General features: G+C 62.9%; 20 protein-coding genes. 11 read left to right on the top strand and 9 right to left on the bottom strand.

Translation table 11 applies throughout. The features are described from left to right. Positions 1-2: 2 nt before the first annotated feature. Complete coding sequence (locus tag RA302_RS12240; RefSeq protein WP_338480881.1) at positions 3-1,130, top strand: NAD(P)/FAD-dependent oxidoreductase; 1,128 nt, start codon at positions 3-5, stop codon at positions 1,128-1,130. Positions 1,131-1,153: 23 nt separating this feature from the next. On the opposite strand, the gene RA302_RS12235 is transcribed toward RA302_RS12240, so the two are convergent. Continuing rightward, entirely contained in the window at positions 1,154-1,996 is an 843-nt protein-coding gene (locus tag RA302_RS12235; protein WP_020969358.1) for an SDR family NAD(P)-dependent oxidoreductase, read from the bottom strand. A gap of 102 nt (positions 1,997-2,098) precedes the next feature. Then, positions 2,099-2,842 (bottom strand): GntR family transcriptional regulator, encoded by a 744-nt coding sequence (locus RA302_RS12230; protein WP_051720809.1) that lies wholly within the window; start codon positions 2,840-2,842, stop codon positions 2,099-2,101. A 96-nt stretch (positions 2,843-2,938) separates the two neighbouring features. On the opposite strand from RA302_RS12230, the gene RA302_RS12225 reads away from it, so the two are divergent. From RA302_RS12225 to RA302_RS12200, 6 genes are read left to right on the top strand one after another with little or no spacing between them, the layout of a single operon-like run. Then, positions 2,939-4,066 (top strand): TIGR03364 family FAD-dependent oxidoreductase, encoded by a 1,128-nt coding sequence (locus tag RA302_RS12225; protein ID WP_019748004.1) that lies wholly within the window; start codon positions 2,939-2,941, stop codon positions 4,064-4,066. A gap of 25 nt (positions 4,067-4,091) precedes the next feature. Continuing rightward, the gene (locus RA302_RS12220; RefSeq protein WP_019748003.1) at positions 4,092-4,769 is read left to right on the top strand and encodes a phosphonatase-like hydrolase; all 678 of its coding nucleotides are present in this window, start codon (positions 4,092-4,094) and stop codon (positions 4,767-4,769) included. A 25-nt stretch (positions 4,770-4,794) separates the two neighbouring features. Beyond that, entirely contained in the window at positions 4,795-5,844 is a 1,050-nt protein-coding gene (locus RA302_RS12215) for a 2-aminoethylphosphonate ABC transporter substrate-binding protein (protein ID WP_338480879.1), read from the top strand. 2 nt (positions 5,845-5,846) lie between these two features. Continuing rightward, positions 5,847-7,022: an ABC transporter ATP-binding protein gene (locus RA302_RS12210; RefSeq protein ID WP_019748001.1), complete on the top strand. Its 1,176-nt coding sequence runs from the start codon at positions 5,847-5,849 to the stop codon at positions 7,020-7,022. Beyond that, positions 7,019-7,921, top strand: coding sequence for a 2-aminoethylphosphonate ABC transporter permease subunit (locus tag RA302_RS12205; RefSeq protein ID WP_019748000.1), 903 nt, complete (start codon positions 7,019-7,021; stop codon positions 7,919-7,921). The genes RA302_RS12210 and RA302_RS12205 overlap by 4 nt, the downstream gene beginning before the upstream one ends. Continuing rightward, positions 7,896-8,681 (top strand): ABC transporter permease subunit, encoded by a 786-nt coding sequence (locus tag RA302_RS12200; RefSeq protein WP_019747999.1) that lies wholly within the window; start codon positions 7,896-7,898, stop codon positions 8,679-8,681. Before RA302_RS12205 ends, RA302_RS12200 begins: the two co-directional genes overlap by 26 nt. 57 nt (positions 8,682-8,738) lie before the next feature. On the opposite strand, the gene RA302_RS12195 is transcribed toward RA302_RS12200, so the two are convergent. Beyond that, entirely contained in the window at positions 8,739-10,361 is a 1,623-nt protein-coding gene (locus RA302_RS12195; RefSeq protein WP_338480875.1) for an AMP-binding protein, read from the bottom strand. A gap of 178 nt (positions 10,362-10,539) precedes the next feature. On the opposite strand from RA302_RS12195, the gene RA302_RS12190 reads away from it, so the two are divergent. Next, the gene (locus RA302_RS12190; protein ID WP_046378400.1) at positions 10,540-11,349 is read left to right on the top strand and encodes a LuxR C-terminal-related transcriptional regulator; all 810 of its coding nucleotides are present in this window, start codon (positions 10,540-10,542) and stop codon (positions 11,347-11,349) included. A 4-nt stretch (positions 11,350-11,353) separates the two neighbouring features. On the opposite strand, the gene RA302_RS12185 is transcribed toward RA302_RS12190, so the two are convergent. The 5 genes from RA302_RS12185 to dxr all read right to left on the bottom strand — a co-directional run bounded on the left by RA302_RS12185 (position 11,354) and on the right by dxr (position 17,816). Next, a complete protein-coding gene (locus RA302_RS12185) occupies positions 11,354-13,168 on the bottom strand; it encodes a penicillin-binding transpeptidase domain-containing protein (RefSeq protein ID WP_020907378.1) in 1,815 nt (604 codons plus the stop codon). 69 nt (positions 13,169-13,237) lie between these two features. Further along, positions 13,238-14,074, bottom strand: coding sequence for a GNAT family N-acetyltransferase (locus tag RA302_RS12180; protein WP_003942692.1), 837 nt, complete (start codon positions 14,072-14,074; stop codon positions 13,238-13,240). Between the two features lie 111 nt (positions 14,075-14,185). Continuing rightward, positions 14,186-15,343, bottom strand: a complete 1,158-nt coding sequence (gene ispG, locus RA302_RS12175; protein ID WP_007734888.1) for a flavodoxin-dependent (E)-4-hydroxy-3-methylbut-2-enyl-diphosphate synthase — start codon at positions 15,341-15,343, stop codon at positions 14,186-14,188. Between the two features lie 87 nt (positions 15,344-15,430). Beyond that, on the bottom strand, positions 15,431-16,651 hold the full coding sequence (locus tag RA302_RS12170) for a site-2 protease family protein (protein ID WP_020969351.1): 1,221 nt from the start codon (positions 16,649-16,651) through the stop codon (positions 15,431-15,433). A 7-nt stretch (positions 16,652-16,658) separates the two neighbouring features. After that, positions 16,659-17,816 (bottom strand): 1-deoxy-D-xylulose-5-phosphate reductoisomerase, encoded by a 1,158-nt coding sequence (gene dxr / locus RA302_RS12165; protein ID WP_020969350.1) that lies wholly within the window; start codon positions 17,814-17,816, stop codon positions 16,659-16,661. Positions 17,817-17,936: 120 nt separating this feature from the next. Here dxr and RA302_RS12160 point away from each other — a divergent pair, with 120 nt between their 5' ends. Then, complete coding sequence (locus tag RA302_RS12160; RefSeq protein WP_019747993.1) at positions 17,937-18,206, top strand: DUF2631 domain-containing protein; 270 nt, start codon at positions 17,937-17,939, stop codon at positions 18,204-18,206. Positions 18,207-18,286: 80 nt separating this feature from the next. Here RA302_RS12160 and rlmN read toward each other — a convergent pair whose 3' ends face one another. Then, the gene (rlmN, locus tag RA302_RS12155) at positions 18,287-19,396 is read right to left on the bottom strand and encodes a 23S rRNA (adenine(2503)-C(2))-methyltransferase RlmN (protein WP_019747992.1); all 1,110 of its coding nucleotides are present in this window, start codon (positions 19,394-19,396) and stop codon (positions 18,287-18,289) included. Between the two features lie 102 nt (positions 19,397-19,498). On the opposite strand from rlmN, the gene RA302_RS12150 reads away from it, so the two are divergent. Then, a complete protein-coding gene (locus tag RA302_RS12150; RefSeq protein ID WP_180279630.1) occupies positions 19,499-19,909 on the top strand; it encodes a lipopolysaccharide assembly protein LapA domain-containing protein in 411 nt (136 codons plus the stop codon). Positions 19,910-20,004: 95 nt separating this feature from the next. Beyond that, entirely contained in the window at positions 20,005-20,847 is an 843-nt protein-coding gene (locus tag RA302_RS12145) for a CoA ester lyase (RefSeq protein ID WP_030244636.1), read from the top strand. Positions 20,848-20,887: the final 40 nt, after the last annotated feature.

Raw genomic sequence — 20,887 nt, 5'->3', positions numbered from 1 at the left:
CCATGAACCACTACCCCATCGCAATCATCGGCGCCGGCCTCGGCGGCCTCACCCTCGCCCGAGTCCTCCATCTCCGCGGAATCGATTCGGCGGTATTCGATTTCGAATCCGGACCAACAGCTCGGACCCAAGGCGGGATGCTCGACATCCACGAAGACTCGGGCCAGATCGCGCTTCGTGCCGCAGGCCTCTACGACGAGTTCCGCGCACTCGTTCATCAAGGCGGCGAAGAGACACGCGTCCTCGATCGAAATGCCGTCGTGCACCTGAGCGAGCAGGACACCGGAGACGGCGACCGCCCGGAAATCGACCGCGGCCAGCTGCGTGACCTACTGCTCAGCTCAATTCCGAAAGAAACAATCCGCTGGGGAGCAAAGGTCCGCAGTGCCCATCCGTTGCCGGACGGTCGGCATGAAGTCCACCTCGTGGATGGCACCCACTTCACCACCGATCTCCTGGTCGGCGCCGACGGCGCGTGGTCGAAAATTCGCCCACTGGTTTCAAACGCCACTCCTGCCTATACCGGAGTATCTTTCGTGGAGTTCGACCTTCACGACGCAGACAACCAGCACGCGAAGGCCGCTGAAACAGTAGGCGGCGGAATGATGTTCGCGCTCAGTGCCGACAAGGGCTTCCTTGGCCACCGTGAGACCGACAACAGTCTGCACATCTACGCCGCCCTGCGGGTTCCCGAGAACTGGTCAGCGAGTGTCGACTTCTCCGACGATCATATTGCGAAGAAGATTCTGCTGGAACACTTCTCGGACTGGGACGAGTCGCTGCGGTCACTGATCGTCGAAGCGGACAGCTCGCTGACCCCTCGCCCCATCCATTCTCTTCCCATCGGGCACAGTTGGAGCCGTACTCCCGGGGTCACTCTGCTCGGGGACGCAGCGCATGTCATGTCGCCGTTTGCCGGAGAGGGCGCGAACCTGGCAATGCTCGACGGCGCCGAACTCGGCCAGGCGATCGCGTCACATAGCGGCACGGAGGAAGGACTTGCTGCCTACGAAGAACGACTCTTCCCACGCAGCGCCGCATCGGCACAACAGTCGGCTGACGGTCTGGACATGTGCTTCGGCGAGAACGCACCCCAGGGGCTCCTGGACATGTTCAACTCACAACCGTGACCTGACCAATTCGGATCAGGCCGTCATGCCTCGAGGGCAAGCGACGAAGACAAACCACGGTGGGCTTCGACTTCATCGAGCAGTTGGTGGGCTTTCTGCTCGACCACGGACAGTGCATCGGCGCCGGCGACCCACCGACGCGGGGGTAGCGGCGAATCGACAAGTGCCACAAGTGCCGCTGCAAGTTTCACCGGATCCCCACCCTGGGCACCGTTCATGCTCTTCCACGCTTCGACGGTCTTGCCAGTCCGAGCGTCGTAGTCGTCTATCGACAATTCAGGCCAGATCGACGACGCACCCTCGACAAGCAGTTCGGTCCGGAAGAATCCCGGCTCCACGATCGTCGTCCCGATTCCGTACGGTTCGACGTCGAATCGCAATGATTCCATCCAGCCCTCCAGCGCAAATTTCGACGCGGCGTAGGCTGCGCAAAACTCCTGACCAACCAGGCCCGCAAGCGAACTGACAGTCACGACATGTCCACTCCGTTGCCTACGCATCACCGGCAACACCGCCCGTGTCACATTGATCGGCCCGAAAAAGTTGGTCTCCATCTGAGCGCGAAGTTGCGCCGGACTGACAACCTCGAAGAACCCGGCGTAGAAGTTTCCGGCGTTGTTCACCAGCACATCGATTCCACCGAATCGCGCAACTGCCGTGTCCACCGCAGCATATGCGGCTTGTTCGTCGGTGATGTCCAAGGCAATCACCAACAGGTCGTCATGCTCACCGATCGCTGCAGAAACACGGTCCGCATCACGCCCCGTTGCCACCACCGCGTGCCCGCCGGCAAGAGCCGCCTGAGCAATGTCGACTCCCATGCCCCGGCCTGCGCCGGTTACGAACCAGACTTTCTTGTCACCCATGTTCACTGTCCTCCCGTTTGATGGAGTCCAGTACAGAACAGATTCCACGGGCCTGGGAGTGCCTATCGTTCCCGGTAACGGCAGACCCCCTCGACGCCCCTCCTACTCGCGAAGAGTCGTCAAGAAGGCAATCCGGTCGCCGCGGTAAAGCGAGCGAACCCGCTCGATCGGCACACCCTCCGGATCGACGGAGGTCCGGTGCAGCAGAAGCATCGGCATCGAGGTCGTGGACTCGACGAGCGTTGCCTCACGCGGTGACGCGAGCACCGTCTCGATCCGTTCGGTTGCGGAGGCGAAGACCACGCCGATGGAACGGATAGCCGCGTACAGCGACGTCGTGGCATCGAAAGCGTCGAGCATCTCACCGAACCTGCTGTCCGGCAGGAAGGTTGATTCGAGTCCGATCTTCTCGCCGTCGGCGAAGAGGACACGCTCGAGATGAACGACGCTGTCGCCCACCTCGATACCCAACTCCGTGGCGAGACCGTCGTCGGCCGACATTCGTTCGAACGTCACAACCTTACGACTGGGCACTCGCCCAGCACTCAGTGCGCCTTCGGTATAAGAACGAATCGAGAGCGGCTGAACCAACTTCGGACTCGCGACGACAGTGCCCCGCCCCCGCCGCTCGATCCGTCCTTCGACAAGCAGATCACGAAGCGCTTGACGGACCGTCTCGCGAGCGACAGTGAAACGTGCCGCCAATTCCCGCTCGGACGGGACTGCGTCGCCCTCCTCGAGCCCACTGAGAATGGTCTCGATCTCGGTGCGCACCCGGTAGTACTTCAGCTCCGGTTCGATCACGACGCTCGAGGTCCCCGGCCCGGTGGACGTCTGCTGATTCATGGCGCAAGCGTACAAGAATTCGGTCTATACCAATTGTTAACCTGGAGTTCGTCTCGATTCCCCCTATTGGTCTAGACCAAACGTCACTATCTCTACATGCGAATTTTGATTGTGGGCGGAGGAATCCTCGGAACGGCGCACGCCGACGAGGCAATCCGCCGGGGACACGACGTCATCCATCTCGAACGCGAGCCCGAAGCCCGCGGTGCAACGGTACGGAACTTCGGATTGGTCTGGGTATCCGGGCGCGCTCCGCACGAACTCGAAGCCGCGCTGCGTTCGCGCGAGCTGTGGGCGGACCTTGCCGCCCGTGTCCCCGGCGTCGGATACCGCCCGGCCGGCTCCATCACCCTCATGCGCACCGAGGAGGAGGTCGCAGTCGCGCAGGAAGCATTCGCTCGGCCGGACGCCGACAACCGAGGGTTCGCACTTCTCGATCCCGACGCCGTTCGCGTCGTCAACCCCGCGCTCCGGGGCAAGTTTCTCGGCGGACTGCACTGCACCCTGGACGCCGCTGTCGAGTCACGGCAAGCGCTCCCCGCCATCCGTTCTTACCTCGAATCCACCGGCCGTTACACCTTCCACGCCGGAACGGAAGCCCGCGAGATCACGACGAACACCCCCGGCGTACACATCCGCGACGATCGCGGTCGCAACTTCGACGCCGATCTCGTGATCGTCTGCCCCGGAGCAACACTCGGCGGATTGGCCCGCGATCTCGCCGGCGATCTCCCGTTGCGACGTGTGCGCCTGCAGATGATGCAGACCGCCCCACTCGGCGAAAAGCTCACCACCGCAATCGCTGACGGTGACAGCTTCCGCTACTACCCCGGTTTCGCCGGATCTGCCCTCGATCACCTTCGCACGGTGCAGCCACAGGAACCGACTGCCGAGGAGCACCGCATGCAACTCCTGTGCGTGCAGCGCTTGCACGGCGGTCTGACCATCGGTGACACCCACGAATACGAGGAGCCCTTCGACTTCGACGTCGACGAGGCGCCCTATCGCCATCTGTCCGGAGTGGTGGAAACACTTCTGGGGCGCGATCTTCCGCCCATCGTCAAGCGATGGGCGGGCGTCTACAGCCAGTGCCTCGACCCCTCACAACTTGTTCACCGCGCACAAGCCGCCGACAACGTCTGGGTGGTTGCCGGTCCCGGTGGCCGCGGCATGACGCTCGGCCCGGCACTGGCGGAACAAACCGCCGACCAGCTCGGTCTCTGAATCCTTCCGACAAGAAAGACTTCTCATGTCTCCCATCACCCTTGCCGTTCTCGACATGGCCGGCACCACCGTCGCCGACGACGGACTGGTTCTTCGCGCGTTCGCCGCCGCTGCCGAAGCCGGCGGACTGCCTGCCGAAGGCCCGGAAGCCGACGCCGCTCGCCAGTACGTCCTCGACACCATGGGCCAGTCGAAGATCGTCGTGTTCCGGGCGATCTTCGGTGACGAGAACCGCGCCCAGGCCGCGAACGCCGCATTCGAAACCACTTACGATTCCCTCATCGACCAGGGGCTGGCCGAGCCGATCCCTGGCGCGGAGAAGGCGATCACCACACTGCGCGAGGCCGGCATCAAAGTTGCCTTGACCACCGGGTTCAGCCGATCGACGCAGGACAAACTCCTCGTCGCGCTCGGCTGGGAAACCCTCGCCGATCTCACCCTCTCCCCCGCCGAGGCCGGTCGCGGTCGACCGTACCCGGACCTGATTCTGACTGCCCTGCTCAAACTTTCGATCGACGACGTCCACCAGATCGCCGTACTCGGCGACACGTCCAACGACGTGCTCAGCGGCATTCGTTCCGGCGCATCCATCGTCGCCGGAACTCTGACCGGCGCACACGACGAGCAACAGCTTCGCGACGCCGGAGCCACCCACATCGTCCCGTCGGTGACGGAGTTCGCCGAACTCCTCACCCACTCCTGATCTCACCTCCGAAAAAGGAATCGTCATGCGTCTACGCCCGAGCATCGCTGCGGCCGCTCTCGCCGTGTCCGTCCTTTCGTTCACCACCGCCTGCGGTGGCACCGGCACTGCTGCCGGATCAGACACCGAAACCGTCACCGTCTACAGCGCCGACGGTCTGTCCGGTTGGTACAAGGGAAGATTCGACGCCTTCACCGCGCAGACCGGTATCGCCGTCAACCTCGTGGAAGCCGGATCCGGCGAGGTCGTCTCGCGGGTCGAGAAAGAACAGTCCAACCCACAGGCGGACGTGATCATCACGCTGCCGCCGTTCATCCAGAAGGCCGACGCCCAAGGTCTGCTCGAGCCCAGCGGAATCGACACCTCCGCCGTTCCCGCGGACGAGAAGGACGACGCCGGCAAATACGTACCCGTCGTCGAGAATTACCTCTCGTTCATCGCCAATCCGACTGCGTCACCCGCCCCACAATCTTGGGACGACCTGCTCACTGATCAGTTCAAGGGCAAGTTGCAGTACTCCACGCCCGGCCAGGCCGGCGACGGTACCGCGGTGTTGTTGCTGCTCCAGCATCTGATGGGCAAGGAAGGCGCACTCGACTACCTCGGAAAGCTCCAGGCCAACAACGTCGGTCCCTCGTCCTCCACCGGAAAGCTCCAGCCCAAGGTCAGCAACGGAGAACTCCTGGTCGCCAACGGTGACGTCCAGATGAACCTCGCCTCCATCGCCGACGACGGCTCGAAGTTCGACATCTTCTTCCCCTCGGGAGCCGACGGCACTCGCACCACCATTGCACTGCCCTACGTGATGGGCCTCGCCAAGAGCGCACCGAGCAGCGAACAAGCCAAGAAGTTGATGGAGTTCCTGCTCTCCGAAGAATCCCAGAAGACCGTCGCCACCGATGCACTCGGCGTATCGGTCCGCGAGGACGTCCGAAGCAGTGCCGGTGAATCGACCGACAAGAACACGCCGTCGGGAGTTCTACAGGGCGTCAACGTGTGGACCCCGAACTGGAACGACGTCCTCAGCTCGCTCGACGCCGACATCGCCGCTTACCAGAAAGCCACCGGGAGCTGATCATGGCAAGAACCAGACTGGGGCGGACGCTCCCCGAGACCGTCGGTGTTCACGGAGCGATCGAACATTCCGCTCCGGCCATCACCTTCGATCGCGTCAACGTCGCCTACGGCCGCGGGAAGACCGCAACCCATGCACTCGTCGATTTCAATCTGCGAGTGGCACCGGGTGAAACTGTGGCACTGCTGGGGCCCAGTGGATCCGGCAAGTCGACCGCTCTGAAGGCCCTCGCGGGATTTGTCCGCCCCACGTCCGGTTCCGTCAAGCTCGGCACCCGAGACGTCACCAATCTGCCTCCCGCACAACGCGGTATCGGCGTCGTCGTTCAGTCGTACGCACTCTTCCCGCACATGCGAGTTTCCGAGAACGTAGCCTTCGGACTCCGAGCCCATCGCGTGCCGCGGTCGGAGATCGGCCCTCGCGTAGCCGAAGCCCTCGACATGGTCGGGATGTCGGCGTACGGAAAGCGCCTTCCCCGTGAGCTTTCCGGCGGTCAACAGCAGCGAATCGCAATCGCCCGAGCCTTGGCAATTCGCCCTGGAGTACTCCTCCTCGACGAACCACTGGCCGCCCTGGATGCGCAACTTCGCGAGAGCATGCTCGGCGAACTGGCGAGACTGCGCGCCGCACTACCTGACACAGCCATGCTCTATGTGACGCACGATCAGAGTGAAGCCCTGGCGCTCGCAGACCGAATCGCAGTGATGCGCAACGCCAGACTCGCGGACATCGACACCGCCGAGGCCTTGTGGAAACGCCCGCCGTCCAGCTTCACCGCGGCCTTCCTCGGGGGTGCCAACCTGCTGCCCTGCACCGTCACACGCGTCATCGGCACCTCCGCACTGGTCTCGATCGGTGGCACGCCGTTCACCGCTCACGCCCCGCAGCCCGAGATCGGGCACATCGAATGGGAGTCCGACATGGACGCCTACCTGTGTGTTCGTCCACACGCGGTAGGCGTAACCGGCGTCGGCGCACGAGGATCATTCCCGGCGCGCATCGTCTCGAGCGTCTGGCGCGGTTCCACGACGCGACTGACGCTGGCTGTCCGTGGCCTCGACGACGTCCGCGTCGACGTGGATGTTCCAGGGCACGACGAACGACCGGTCGACACCGAAGTGGGCGTCGTCTTGCCCACGGACGGCAGTGTCCTGGTGCCGGCGGATCGCCACCCATGACGACAACCTTGGAACGCCCTGAAACCGCTGTGCCCCAGCACAAAGACCCCATCCCCTGGCGCCGGATCGGGTGGACGCTACCGCCACTGCTTCTTGTCCTCGTGTTTGCTGTCTATCCCACTGCGCGTGTCCTCACGGAATCGCTGAGCACCGGAAGCGGCACCGGGTTGTCCACGTGGTCCTCCGTGCTCGGTTCGGAACTGTTCCGAACCGCACTGTGGCGGACCATCCAGATCGCCGTGGCGTCGACTCTGGGGTGCCTGATCCTGGGAACCTTCCTCGCCTTGGTGCTTGCCTTCGTTCCATTCGCCGGATCCAAGGTGGTGGGGCGATTGATCGACACCGTGCTCGCCCTGCCGTCATTCCTGATCACGCTGGCGTTCACGTTTCTGTACGGCACGGCCGGCGCCGTCAACGCCTTGATCATCAGCATCACCGGCGACGCGAGCGGCCCGCTAAATTTCCTGAACACTCCGTTCGGAGTCATCGCGGCCGAAATCACCTTCTTCACACCCTTTGTCGTGCGTCCGCTATTGGCCGCGTTCACCCAGATTCCGCGTGAACAGCTCGACGTTGCAGCCAGTCTCGGCGCGTCACCCGTCCGAGTTCTGCGGCAGGTGGTGATGCCGGAAGCGTGGCCAGCCCTCCTGGCCGGTGGATCGCTCGTACTTCTGATGACACTGAATGAATTCGGCATCGTGCTCTTCACCGGAGCAAAAGACGTCGTAACTCTTCCGGTCCTCATCTACACCCGCGGCATCGTCACCTTCGACTTGCCCGGCGCGGCAGTGATCGCGACGGTCCAGGTCGCACTCTCACTCGGCCTGTACTGCCTCTACCGATTCACCTTCAACAGATTGATGGGAGGAAGCCGTGCTGCTGTGGACACGAAGCTCTAGGGCTCTCGTACTCGGATTCTTCACCCTCGTCGTCGCGGTGGTTTTTGTCGCGCCCATCGCCACCGTCGTCGCAGCTGCCTTGGCCGGATCGTGGACCGGTCCACTTCCGTCGAATCTCGGCGGCAAGAACTTCTCCACGGCGCTGTCCGACGAGAACTTCGCCAGCCTGATCGTCAGTTTGCAGACTGCGTTCATCTCGGGAGCACTGGCATTGATCGTCGGAACGTGGGCCGCGCTGGCCTCTCGTGAGGCACCGATGTGGCTGCGGCGCATCACCGATGCCGTATTCCATTTACCGATTGCGGTTCCGTCGGTCGCGATCGGCTTGGGTCTGCTCATCACTTTCAACGAGCGCCCACTACTGCTCGGCGGCACCAAATGGATCGTGATCCTCGCTCACACGGTTCTCGTGCTTGCCTTTGCCTTCAGTTCCGTATCGGCCGCGCTCGAACGGCTCGATCCCGCCTACCGTCAAGCTGCCGAATCACTCGGCGCCGGCCCAGTGCGGGTGCTGACGCGGGTGACGCTACCGCTGCTGCTCCCAGCGTTGGGTGCGGCCGCCGGGCTTTCCATCGCACTGTCGATGGGTGAGCTGGGCGCAACGGTCATGGTCTACCCGGCGACATGGAAGACCTTGCCGGTCAGCATCTTCGGACTCACCGACCGCGGCCAGGTATTTCTTGCCGCAGCAAATACGACACTGCTGCTTGCAGTTACCCTGATCGCCCTCATGGTGGTCGGCAGAATCCGTCGGCGCTGACCTTGCTGTGCGCCTTTATTAACCGCCGGGGGTTAATAAAGGCGCACAGCAAGGGGTTTATCCCTTCCGCAAGATGTACCGCTGAACCTTGCCGCTCGGGGTCTTGGGAAGGTTCGGAACAAAGTGCACTGTGCGTGGGTACGCGTGCGCTGCAAACTTCTTCTTCACCAGGGTTTGCAGTTCCTTCTCGAGTTCGTCGTCACCGTCGACACCTTCGCGAAGTACGACGAACGCTTCGAGGACCTCACCGCGCAACTCGTCGGGCATGCCCACCACTGCTGCCTCGATGACGTGCTCGTGCATGACCAGCACGCTCTCGACGTCGAAGGGACCGATGCGGTAGCCCGCCATGATGATGACGTCGTCGTCGCGCGAGGAGAAGAAGAAGAATCCGTCCTCGTCCGTCATTCCGGCGTCACCGGTGATGTACCAGCGACCGTCTTCGCTGAATCGCTGCTTCGTCTTCTCCGGCGCATCGACGTATCCGGTGAACCACATCAACGGGCTGTTGTGAGTATCGATCGCCACGCGTCCCTGAGTGCGAGCCGGTGCGATGTCATCCGAATTGTCCTCCAGCACAGCGGCAGACCAGCCCGGCAACGGACGACCCATGGATCCTGGACGGACGTCCTCGCGGAGTCCGTCGGCCCAGGCGTTGACGATGAACATGCCGTGCTCGGTCTGGCCGTAGTGATCACGAACCTCGACGCCCAACGAGTTCTTCGACCACGCAACAACATCCGGAGTCAAGGGCTCACCGGCCGAGGACGCGCGGCGAAGCGAGATGCCTTCCGGAACGGGTGCCTTGTCGGCACGCAGACTGCGGTACACGGTCGGAGCAGCGGCAAAATTGGTGACACCGAACTTCTCGATGATCTGCCACGTCAGCGGCGCGGAGAATCCGGCGTGCAGCAGAATGCTTCGCGTTCCCGCGGCAAGCGGACCGAGCAACGCGTAGTACAGCCCGTACGCCCAGCCCGGGTCTGCGGCGTTCCAGAACACGTCGTCCTGACGGACGTCGAGGCCGAACTCCTGGTAGGCGTGGAACGACGCGAGCGCGCGCACCGGAACCGGCACGCCCTTGGGTGTTCCCGTGGTGCCACTGGTGAACAACTGCACCATCGGTGCGTTGCCGCCGACTGCCTGAGCAGCGCCCTTCGGGTCTTCGGCATCCTGAGCTGCGACAAGTGCATCGAAGTCCAACTCGTCACCGGCCGCGCCGCCCGCGACGATGACCTGCCACGCTGCGTTGGCGGGGATGTCCTCACCCGGCGCGAGCTTGTCGAGCTGATTGGCGTCGGAAACGACCACCTTCGCGCCACTGGCCGTCAAGCGGAAAGCGATGGCCGGCGAAGCGAACGCCGTGAACAAGGGCACGTGGACCGCGCCGCGGCGCCAGATTCCGAGGAGTGCGACCACGAGGTCCGCAGACTTGCCCATCAAGGTCGCGACGTTGTCACCCGGCTCGACTCCGAGGTCGGCCAGAGCTGCCGCGAAACGCGCGGACTGCTCACGTAGATGACCGTAAGTGAGATCCACCGAGCTAAGGTCTGCCTCGACGACGGTGAATGCAACGCCATCCGCGGGATGCCGATCGCAGAGCAATTCTGCGGCGCTGGCATGCGGGGTGTCGTACTGGTCCAGCAGCTCGCGCACCCGTGCGGTGGGATCGGTGCTCATCAACTTGCTCCTTATCGATCGTCGTATGGTTGGCCCGACCGGTTACGTTGGCGGCTCGTCATACGTACTGTTCACCCCCTATGATCTAGCTCACAAGAGAACTTCACTACCCCCAGAAAGGGGTACCTGCGTGAATCGACATGCTTCGTCACTTCTGCGTCCCCGCGACGGGGACGCTATGCGAGGTGAACTCCGAACAATTGCAGCTCAGGGCGTTGTTCCCGTGCTGTTCGGAGGCGAGGTCCAGGACGGAACCCTGCACCTGAGCGAATTCGTCGGCACCCGCACCAACAATCTCAAGGGCTTGGCCATCCCGCCGCGCTCGGGCATGGGCGGACGCGTCGTCGCCCAGGGTTCACCGATCACCGTCAACGATTACGGCAATTCGCAGTCCATCACTCATCATTTCGACCGGCCTGTTCTCAGCGAGGGCCTGCATTCGATCATCGCCGTTCCGGTCATGGTGTCCGGCAAATCGCGCGCTGTCCTCTACGCCGCGATCCGTGATTCCGCTCCCCTCGGCGATCGCACAGCAGACGTCATGGTCAGCGCATCCCGGCGTCTCGGGATGGAGTTCGCCATCCGCGACGAGGTCGATCGTCGCCTGCAACTACTTCAGGCCGCCGCCGCGACCACCGCCGACGGTATGTCTTCGGAAGAGATCCGCGGAGTCCACGCCGAACTACGCAGTGTCGCCCAGACCGTGACCGACACCGACTTGCAGACCAAGCTCCGCGGACTTTCCCAGCGTTTGGCCAACCTGCTGCGGCCTACCGCCGACGCCGAATCCGACGTCGCGCTCACCCCGCGTGAAGTGGACGTTCTCTCGCAAGTCGCACTCGGCTGCACCAACATCGAAGCCGGCCAAAGGCTTTCCCTTCGACCTGAAACAGTCAAGAGCTATCTGCGAAGCGCGATGGGAAAGCTGGACGCGAGCTCACGCCACGAAGCCGTGGTGACCGCCCGCAGGTTGGGACTGCTCCCCTGACGGGTCAGTAGCCTTCCGGCAGGGCGGTGAGCATGTCGCGGGTGACTGCGACGGCGTTGTCCGAACTTCCGCCCCGCACAACCAGAGTGGCGAAGGCCAGGTTGCCGCGATAGCCGACGAACCACGCATGCGATCCCCCGTCGACCTCGGCTTCACCGGTCTTGCCGTACACCTCACCCTGATCTTCGACGCGTTCTGCGGTACCGCTCGTGACCACGAGCCGCATCATGCCGCGCAGGCCGTCGACCATTGCCGGCGTGATCGCCGGGCGCTCACCGTCGATGGTGGTTTCGCGCCCCGAAATCAGTTGCGGCACCGGAGTCGAACCGTTCGCGACCGTCGCAGCTGCCATCGCCATTCCGAACGGACTGACCACAACCTTGCCCTGACCGAACCCGTCTTCCGTCCGCTGGACCAGGTCCGACGCCGGCGGCACCGAACCGGAATCGATCGGCAATCCCACCACGTTGTAGTCCTGGCCGATGCCGAACTGCGCTGCGGCAGTGGTCAACGTGTCTGCCTGCATCTCGCTGGCCAACTTGGCGAAGGACGTGTTGCACGAACGCGCGAAGGCCGTTGCCATCGGCACCGTGCCGAGTGCGAACTCGTTGTAGTTGGGCACGCTGCGCTCGCCGATCTCGATTCGGCCCGGGCATGGCACCATCGTGTCGGGGGTCGCCTGACCGGTCGAAATTGCCGCACCTGCCGTGATGATCTTGAAGGTCGAACCAGGCGGGTACTGACCCATCGTCGCGACCGGCCCGTCGCGGTCAGCTGCCTTGTTCTGCGCGACGGCCAGGATCGCGCCACTCGACGGTTCGATCACCACCATCATCGCCTGATCCTTGTTCACGTTCACCGCGCGCTGAGCAGCGATCTGGATGTTGCGGTCCAGACTGATACTGAACGACGGAACCGGTTGTGGCGCAGTCTCGGTCAACACGTCGGTGTCGACGCCGTTCTGGTTGACCGTGACGACACTCCAGCCGGCTTTGCCGTCGACCTCGTCGATGATCGTCTTCTTGATCTGCCCGAGAAGGTCAGGCGCGAACTCCGGGTCGGTCGACACAAGATCCGATTCGTCCGATACCGATACTCCCGATATCGCACCCAACTGCGCCGAAACTTGGTCGTAGTCATCACTGCGCAGCCGCGTCACCAGATAGTCACCCTTGACGGCCGTCGAGGATTCGGCGATCGACTGACCGGTCAGCGACGCATCGAACCGCCCGAGAACACTTGCGAGACTGTTCGCGGAACCTATGATGTCGTTGCTCTTGGAGCGATCGAACTTCACTCGGTAGACGATTCCCGGCACCAGGACGTCGGTCCCCGAATGCTCGTTGACCCGCGCTCGCGGCGCCGCGGTTGCCCGCAACGACATCGTCTGCTTGTCACCGAGGCGCGGATGAACGTCCGTCGAACTCCAACGGACGGACCAGTCGCCGTCCTTGCGTCCCATCTGCAGCTCGCCGTCGTACGTCCAGACGCGGTCTTTCGGCAGGTGCCACTCGTAGGTGTAGCCGACCGTCGCAGTGTCACCGTTCATCTTCACCGACGTGGTCTCGGCAGTCATCGACTCCGCCTGAAGCGCATCCCAGGTGTCACTCAATACAGGACCCGCGGAATCAGGCCGGTCCGTCATTTTTGCTGCCTCGTCGATGTCCCTGTCACCGAACGCACTCAGGAACTGCTGCGCGACGGGCTCGGGGCCGGCGGGTTTCGGAGTACACGAACTGATCCCCACCGCCAAAAAAATCACGGTGCAGGAGGCCAACAGTTGGGCCGAGCGACTACGAGAGAAATGCCGAGTGTTCATCGAGCCCCATAGTAGGGCGACAAATGCTCCACCCAGCGTAGGCGCGACCATTGCACGCAGCTTGGACGCTCAGTCGAGCAGCACCGTCGAGAAGGTCGCGACCTGCCGGAACCCCACCCGCGAATAGGTCGACCGCGCAATCGTATTGAAGCTGTTGACGTACAGGCTCGCAATGCGACCGGTCGCCATGATCGACTCCGCTACAGCCGCTGTACCGGTCACGCCGAAGCCCTGCCCACGAAATTCCGGGTTGACCCACACGCCCTGAATCTGGCCACAGCGAGCAGACATCGAACCGACCTCCGCCTTGAAGACGACCTGGCCGTCCTCGATATGCGCCCATGCTCGACCTGCGGCGATCAGGCTTGCCACACGATGTCGATATCCGCGCCCACCGTCGTTTGCACGCGGATCGACGCCAACCTCTTCGATGAACATCGCGATCGCGGCAGGCAGATAGATCTCGAGTTCGTCCGAGCGAACCTGCCGGACCAGTGGATCCGACGGGCATGCCAGCGGCTCGGATACCGCGAGCAACGGCTGTTCGGGGCGAACCTCCCGCGCAGTTCCCCAATCGAGCTCGAGCATCTCCCACAGCGGCAACGCCAATTCGGCGCGACCGACCACCGACGAGCACATGCGCGGAATCCGACAGGCGCGGTCAGCGAATGCCCGAATGTCATCCGGATCGCCTCGAAGTGGAACCAGATTTGCCCCGGCAAAGCACAGCGAGGACAACGGCCCGCCTCGACTCCACAGCTCGCCGTGAATCATTCGTGGGTCGACACCGCATTCTTCGACGCGCGCGGCAATCATGCAGGCGGCCACCGGATCGGCGTCGAGTACCCGTCGGACGTCTTCGAGATCTCGACTTCCGACCTGCTTGGCTCCGAGGAGTTTGAGCATCCGTCAACCCCCTCGACTCGACTGCGCGTCCACGAATATCACTACCCGATCATGATGCACTCAGATTGCCACGAACCTGACACCGACGGGGAAGATTCATCCGGCAATCACTCAACTCACGGTGACGACCGGCGCACCCTCCGAAGCGTCACCCTCCATGCTTTCGGCGATTTTCATCGCTTCTTCGATCAAAGTCTCGACGATCTGCGCCTCGGGCACCGTCTTGATGACCTTGCCCTTGACGAAGATCTGGCCCTTGCCGTTGCCGGACGCCACACCGAGGTCAGCCTCACGTGCTTCACCCGGTCCGTTCACGACGCAACCCATGACTGCCACGCGCAGCGGGATCTCCATGCCTTCGAGGCCGGCAGAGACCTCGTCGGCAAGTGTGTAGACATCGACCTGTGCACGGCCACACGAGGGGCATGACACGATCTCGAGCTTGCGGGGACGCAGGTTCAGAGACTGCAGAATCTGGTTACCGACCTTGATTTCCTCGGCCGGCGGAGCCGAGAGCGAAACCCGGATGGTGTCGCCGATACCCTCCGCGAGCAGCGCACCGAAGGCGACCGCGGACTTGATCGTGCCCTGAAACGCCGGCCCTGCCTCCGTGACGCCGAGGTGCAACGGGTAATCGCACTTCGCGGCGAGTTGGCGGTAAGCCTCGACCATGATCACCGGATCGTTGTGCTTGACGGAGATCTTGATGTCACCGAAGCCGTGCTCTTCGAACAACCCGGCCTCCCACAGCGCGGACTCGACCAACGCTTCGGGCGTCGCCTTGCCGTACTTCTCCATCAACCGAGGATCGAGCGATCCCGCGTTGACACCGATACGAATCGGAATGCCTGCATCACCGGCAGCCTTGGCTACCTCTTTGACACGGCCGTCGAATTCCTTGATGTTGCCCGGATTGACGCGCACCGCAGCGCATCCCGCATCGATTGCCGCGAAGATGTAGCGCGGCTGGAAGTGGATGTCGGCGATAACCGGGATCTGGCTCTTCTTCGCAATGATCGACAACGCGTCCGCGTCTTCCTGACGCGGGCAGGCGACACGGACGATGTCGCAACCGGACGCGGTCAGTTCCGCGATCTGCTGGAGCGTTGCATTGACGTCGTGCGTCTTCGTGGTGCACATGGACTGCACCGAGATGGGGAAATCGCTGCCCACACCTACCGTGCCGACCTGCAGCTGCCGTGTCTTGCGTCGAGGAGCAAGAATCGCTGCGGGTGCCGAGGGCATTCCCAGTCCGATAGGGATGGTCACGTCTGTGCCTTCTTTCATAGCTTCACTGCAAGTTTAGCCGGGCGATCGCCGCACTACCGCGCGGCAACCGTCGCCATGCTCACACGGTCAGAAGATCTTGATCGGATTGACGATGTCAGCCGTGAGTGTCAGCAACATGAACGCGCCACCGATCACGATGAATACGTAAGTAATCGGAAGGAGTCTCGTGTAGTCGACCGGGCCGCCGGGAATCAAGCCGCGGCGAGCGCGGAACCAATCGCGGATCTTCTCGTAGAAGACCACCGCGATGTGACCGCCGTCGAGCGGCAACAGCGGCAGGATGTTGAAAACACCGAGGAAGAAGTTGATCGACGCGAGCAGTCCGACGAACGTCGCCCACTGTGCACGGTCCGCCGCTTCACCGCCGATAACGCTGGCACCAACCACGCTGATAGGTGTGTCCTGGGCGCGTTCGCCGCCTGTCACCGATTCCCACAACGCACCGACCTTTGCCGGCAGATCAGCCATGGCCTTGACCGATTCGACCAGAGTGAAGCCGGTGAAACTCAGGGTGCCCGGAACTGCGCTGAAAGCGTTGAACTGGAGCAGGGGTGGAGACACGGTACCCAGGCTCATTCCGACCGCGCCCACTGTCGCCGAACGCAAATCACCTGTTGCCGGATCCGTCACCCACCGCTGTGCCTGTTCTACGACGACTGGAATCGCTAGATCCTGCCCGTCGCGTTCGACGCTGAGCACTGCAGTACCGGTGACCGGCTGCAATTTGGCCACCACATCGGCCGACGTCGACACCGGTTGCCCATCAACGGCTGTGATGACATCCGACGGCTCCAACCCAGCCCGTTGCGCCGGACCGTCACCGGAGCACGTCGCCAGAGTTCCGTCTTCGGTCTGCGTCGGTGCGACGCACGACAGACTTCCCACCTTTGCCAACGTATCGCCGCTGCGATCCGGCAGGCCCCAGCCGAGAGCCAGCCCGTAGAGCAGCGCAAAGCCGAGAATGAAGTTCATCGCGATACCGCCGGACATGACGACGACACGCTTCCACGCCGCCTTCTTGTACATCGCGTGCGGCTCTTCTTCGGGCGTCATCTCGTCGAGAGCCGTCATGCCGGCGATGTCGCAGAATCCACCGAGCGGCAGCGCCTTGAGGCCGTACTCGGTCTCACCTCGACGGAACGAGAAGATCTTCGGTCCGAAGCCGATGTAGTAGCGGCGAACCTTCATTCCCAAAGCCTTGGCCGTCCACATGTGGCCGGCTTCGTGCAGGGCGATGGACACGCCGATGCCGAGGGCAAACAGCACTACGCCCAGTGCAAAAACCATGAAAGCTCTAGCCCTCCTGCTTCACGAGCTGACGCGCTCGTGTGCGTGCCCAGCCGTCTGCGGCCAGAACGTCGTCCACGGTAACCGGTTCCGCGGACCATTGACCTGCATCGTCGAGAACAGCGGCCACCGTGCGGACGATCGCCGGGAAGGAAATGACACCGTCGAGGAATGCCTGAGCCGCCACTTCGTTGGCCGCGTTGTAGATCGCGGTGAAGCAACCGCCGGATTTGCCCGCGCTTCGCGCCAGATCGACGGCGGGGAACACCGACGAATCGAGCGGCTCGAATTCCCAGGTGGAGGCGGTGGTGAAGTCGCATGCCGACGCAGCACCTTCGATGCGGTCCGGCCAGCCGAGAGCGAGAGCGATCGGGAGCTTCATGTCCGGCGGGCTTGCCTGTGCCAGCGTCGACCCGTCGAAGAAGGTCACCATGGAATGCACGATCGACTGCGGGTGCACGGTGACGTCGATGCGGTCGTAGTCGATCCCGAACAGCAGGTTCGTCTCGATCAGCTCGAGGCCCTTGTTGACCAGAGTTGCCGAATTGAGGGTGTTCATGGGCCCCATCGACCAGGTGGGGTGCGCTTTTGCCTGAGCTGGATTCACACTTTCGAGATCCTCGGCGCTCCAGCCACGGAACGGTCCACCCGAAGCGGTGAGAACCAACCGAGCCACTTCGTCGCCTGTTCCACCACGTAGACACTGGGCAAGCGCCGAATGCTCCGAGTCGACCGGCACGATCTGACCGGGTGCGGCGGCTTTGGTCACCAGCGCTCCGCCGGCGACAAGCGATTCCTTGTTCGCCAGCGCCAGGCGCGCTCCCGAGTTCAGCGCCGCCAGAGTCGGTTCGAGTCCCAACGAACCGACGAGTGCATTGAGGACAACATCGGCACCGCTGTCCCGAACCAGTTCCGTCACGGCGCTCGGTCCCGAACGGGCGGTTACCGATTCCAGCGCCGATGCCGCTGCAGGATCGGCGACGGCGACGTCCGTGACGCCGGTTGCACGAATCTGTTCGCCCAACAACTCGACGTTGTTGCCGCCCGCTGCGAGACCGACTACTTCGAAACGATCGGGGTTGGCTGCAATGACCTCCAGCGCTTGGGTACCGATCGAACCGGTACTGCCGAGGAGGAGGACGCGGGTACGTGTGGTTTCCTGCACTCGCCCATTGTTCCTGATAACACCTGAGAACAACCTTATCGACGCCCAACTACGTACGACAGGCAGTCGTATGTCACCATATTGGGCAGTAGTGCAACCGAATGAGCAGGAGGATCGACCGTGGCCGATACCCAGTTGGACGTCAAGTCCAGCGCCCCCGTCGTGGTCTCGCACGTCGATGAGGCCGAGGTTCCCTCTGCCGCATGGGGGTGGAGTGGTGAAGGACTCAAGTTTTTCCGTTTCCTCGGATGGTTCTTCGCAATATTCCTGCTTCTGATGATGATCGGAAACCATCACGGCAAGGTCGAGGATCTGTGGCTCATCGGCACTGCCGGATTGATGATCTTCGTTCTGGTCCGCGACATCGTCATCCGTCGCCGCCCGCGCTAGAGACCTGATAAAGAGAAGGCCTCCACGAACGAAAGTTCGTGGAGGCCTTCTCTTTATGTGTTTTTCAGGCCTGGAGGGTTTCAGTTCTCGGCTGCCAGCTGGCCACAGGCTGCGGCGATTTCCTGACCGCGCGTATCGCGCACGGTGCACGAGACGCCCTGGGCGATGACCCGACGCACGAACTCACGCTCGACGTCCTTGGGGCTCGCGTCCCACTCGCTACCCGGAGTCGGGTTGAGCGGAATCAGGTTGACGTGCACCAACCCGCCGAGTGCTTTCTTCAGCTTCTTGCCCAGCATGTCCGCGCGCCACGGCTGATCGTTGACGTTCTTGATCATCGCGTACTCGATGGACACACGCCGACCGGTCTTGTCTGCGTAGTACCGGGCAGCCTGAAGTACCTCCGACACTGACCAGCGATTGTTGACCGGCACAAGTGTGTCGCGCAGTTCGTCGTCCGGTGTGTGTAGCGATACCGCCAGCGTGACGCTCAGGCCTTCGTCAGCGAGCTTGCGGATAGCGGGAGCGAGGCCGACGGTCGAGACCGTCACGGACCGCTGAGACAGGCCGAGCCCGTCGGGTGCGGGCGAAGTGATGCGTCGTACCGCTGCCACCACGCGCTTGTAGTTCGCCAAAGGCTCGCCCATACCCATGAACACGACGTTCGAGAGGCGTCCGGGTCCGCCGGCAACATCACCGTCGCGCATTGCGGCCGCTGCCTCGCGAACCTGATCGACGATCTCGGCGGTCGAAAGGTTGCGGTCGAGGCCGCCCTGACCCGTCGCACAGAACGGGCAGGCCATTCCGCAGCCTGCCTGACTCGAGATACAGAGCGTCGCCCGATCGGGATAGCGCATCAGGACGCTTTCGAGCAGCGTTCCGTCATGCGCCTTCCACAGGGTCTTGCGAGTGTCGCCCGAATCGCACGCGAGGTGCTTGATCGGGGTCAGCAAGGTCGGGAACAGCGACTCCCCCACCTTCTCGCGCACCGATGCGGGGAGATCGGTCATCTTCTCCGGATCGGCTTCGAGACGCGCGTAGTACTGACGCGCGAGCTGATCGGCCCGGAAAGCCGGAAGGCCGAGCTCTTTCACCGCTTCTTTGCGCTCGGCGGAATCGAGATCGGCGAGGTGCCGTGGAGGCATTCCGCGCTTGGGTGCAGTGAAAACGAGGGGAAGAGAGGCAGCCATAGTTACACCATTGTCCCATTGTTTTGGGGTGCTACCCCACTGCCACCCGATTGTGGCCGGATTACCCGTGCAACTTTGCGCAGGTTGCGTGATGATCATGTCATGTCAACCACACCAGAGGATCCGTCGAACTCCCCCGTGTACGGCCCTGCCGACGGTTTCGGTCCCGACCCGGAACTTCCGAAGGTGGGCGAGGACAAGGCAGTCGAAAAACACGATCCCGAACCGAACCCGACGCCTGAACCGGTGCCGACCGGAACCGCGGTAACCGACCGAACCAGGGCTGCGACGACGTGGGTTGGCCTGGTCATCGGCGCAATCGTGCTGATCATGCTGCTGGTGTTCATCCTGCAGAACCTCGAGAGCGTCTCCGTCAAGATCCTGGCCTGGCAAATCGACTTTCCGCTCGGAATCACGATCCTGCTCTCCGCGATCGCGGGCGCATTGATCATGGCGTTGGCAGGCGGGGTTCGCATCATTCAGATCCGGCGCGCAGCGAAGCGGCAGATGTGACTGAAATCTAGTTACGCAATTGGGTCTACCCGCGAGTAAGCAGGCATCATTGTTGTCGTGGAAATCACCCGAAAGGCCCCGATGTGACTACTCACATGGAGAGACCTGTGACCTCGCGTATTGCCCCGCAACAGGCAAGATCCTGGCTCCTCGTCCCCGCGTCCAAACCGGACACCTTCGACGCCGCACTCGCGAGTGCGGCCGACGCCGTCATTCTCGACCTCGAGGATGCCGTCACCGCACCCAACAAACCGGCGGCCCGCCGCGATGTCGCCGCATTCCTGAGCGAACACAATCACGCCTGGGTTCGGATCAACGACGCCACGACACCGTTCTGGGAAGAGGATCTGGCCGCACTCGCGGGCCTCCCCGGACTCGAGGGTGTCATGCTCGCAAAGACCGAAAGCGGTCAGCAGGCCGACGCCACGGCCGAGCGACTTCCCGAAGGCACCAAGATTCTTGCTCTCGTCGAATCCGCGGTAGGACTCGAGGCTGCGCCCGAGATCGCACGCACTGACGGCATCTTCCGTCTCGCATTCGGCAGCGGCGACTTCCGGCGCGACACTGGGATGGACGACTCCCCCACGTCGATGTCGTACCCGCGTTCGCGGCTCACCATCGCCAGCCGCGCGGCACGCATCGCTCCGCCGATCGACGGTCCCACGCTCGGCCCCGATCTGGATCTGCTCGCCCGAGACTGTGCGATCACCTTGTCACTCGGTATGGCCGGCAAACTCTGCATGACCACCGCGCAGACTGCCCCCGTCAACGCGGGACTGAGTCCCTCCGTGGCCGACGCGATCTGGGCTCAGAATGTCATCGACGATCTCGGCGAAGACGGCTCACGCGTGCGCGATGGCAGCGACCTGCCCAAGCTCGCCAAGGCGAAGAAGATTCACAAGCTCGCCACCCTGTTCCACATCCCCACCGATCACTGATTTTTTTACTACTGAATCGGTGCAGAAAACGTCAGGCGCT

The organism is Rhodococcus sp. DN22, assembly GCF_036669995.1.
Lineage (GTDB): Bacteria > Actinomycetota > Actinomycetes > Mycobacteriales > Mycobacteriaceae > Rhodococcus_F > Rhodococcus_F erythropolis.
Note: the sequence above shows the minus strand (reverse complement) of the source record. Positions and strands in the feature narration are given on the sequence as shown.

Bases quoted from the DNA above. Each gene is read 5' to 3' on its own strand.
- RA302_RS12240 (WP_338480881.1), top strand. From the start codon at position 3: ATGAACCACTACCCCATCGCAATCATCGGCGCCGGCCTCGGCGGCCTC.
- RA302_RS12235 (WP_020969358.1), bottom strand. From the start codon at position 1,996: ATGGGTGACAAGAAAGTCTGGTTCGTAACCGGCGCAGGCCGGGGCATG.
- RA302_RS12230 (WP_051720809.1), bottom strand. From the start codon at position 2,842: ATGAATCAGCAGACGTCCACCGGGCCGGGGACCTCGAGCGTCGTGATC.
- RA302_RS12225 (WP_019748004.1), top strand. From the start codon at position 2,939: ATGCGAATTTTGATTGTGGGCGGAGGAATCCTCGGAACGGCGCACGCC.
- RA302_RS12220 (WP_019748003.1), top strand. From the start codon at position 4,092: ATGTCTCCCATCACCCTTGCCGTTCTCGACATGGCCGGCACCACCGTC.
- RA302_RS12215 (WP_338480879.1), top strand. From the start codon at position 4,795: ATGCGTCTACGCCCGAGCATCGCTGCGGCCGCTCTCGCCGTGTCCGTC.
- RA302_RS12210 (WP_019748001.1), top strand. From the start codon at position 5,847: ATGGCAAGAACCAGACTGGGGCGGACGCTCCCCGAGACCGTCGGTGTT.
- RA302_RS12205 (WP_019748000.1), top strand. From the start codon at position 7,019: ATGACGACAACCTTGGAACGCCCTGAAACCGCTGTGCCCCAGCACAAA.
- RA302_RS12195 (WP_338480875.1), bottom strand. From the start codon at position 10,361: ATGAGCACCGATCCCACCGCACGGGTGCGCGAGCTGCTGGACCAGTAC.
- RA302_RS12190 (WP_046378400.1), top strand. From the start codon at position 10,540: ATGCGAGGTGAACTCCGAACAATTGCAGCTCAGGGCGTTGTTCCCGTG.
- RA302_RS12185 (WP_020907378.1), bottom strand. From the start codon at position 13,168: ATGAACACTCGGCATTTCTCTCGTAGTCGCTCGGCCCAACTGTTGGCC.
- RA302_RS12180 (WP_003942692.1), bottom strand. From the start codon at position 14,074: ATGCTCAAACTCCTCGGAGCCAAGCAGGTCGGAAGTCGAGATCTCGAA.
- RA302_RS12170 (WP_020969351.1), bottom strand. From the start codon at position 16,651: ATGGTTTTTGCACTGGGCGTAGTGCTGTTTGCCCTCGGCATCGGCGTG.
- rlmN (WP_019747992.1), bottom strand. From the start codon at position 19,396: ATGGCTGCCTCTCTTCCCCTCGTTTTCACTGCACCCAAGCGCGGAATG.
- RA302_RS12150 (WP_180279630.1), top strand. From the start codon at position 19,499: ATGTCAACCACACCAGAGGATCCGTCGAACTCCCCCGTGTACGGCCCT.
- RA302_RS12145 (WP_030244636.1), top strand. From the start codon at position 20,005: ATGGAGAGACCTGTGACCTCGCGTATTGCCCCGCAACAGGCAAGATCC.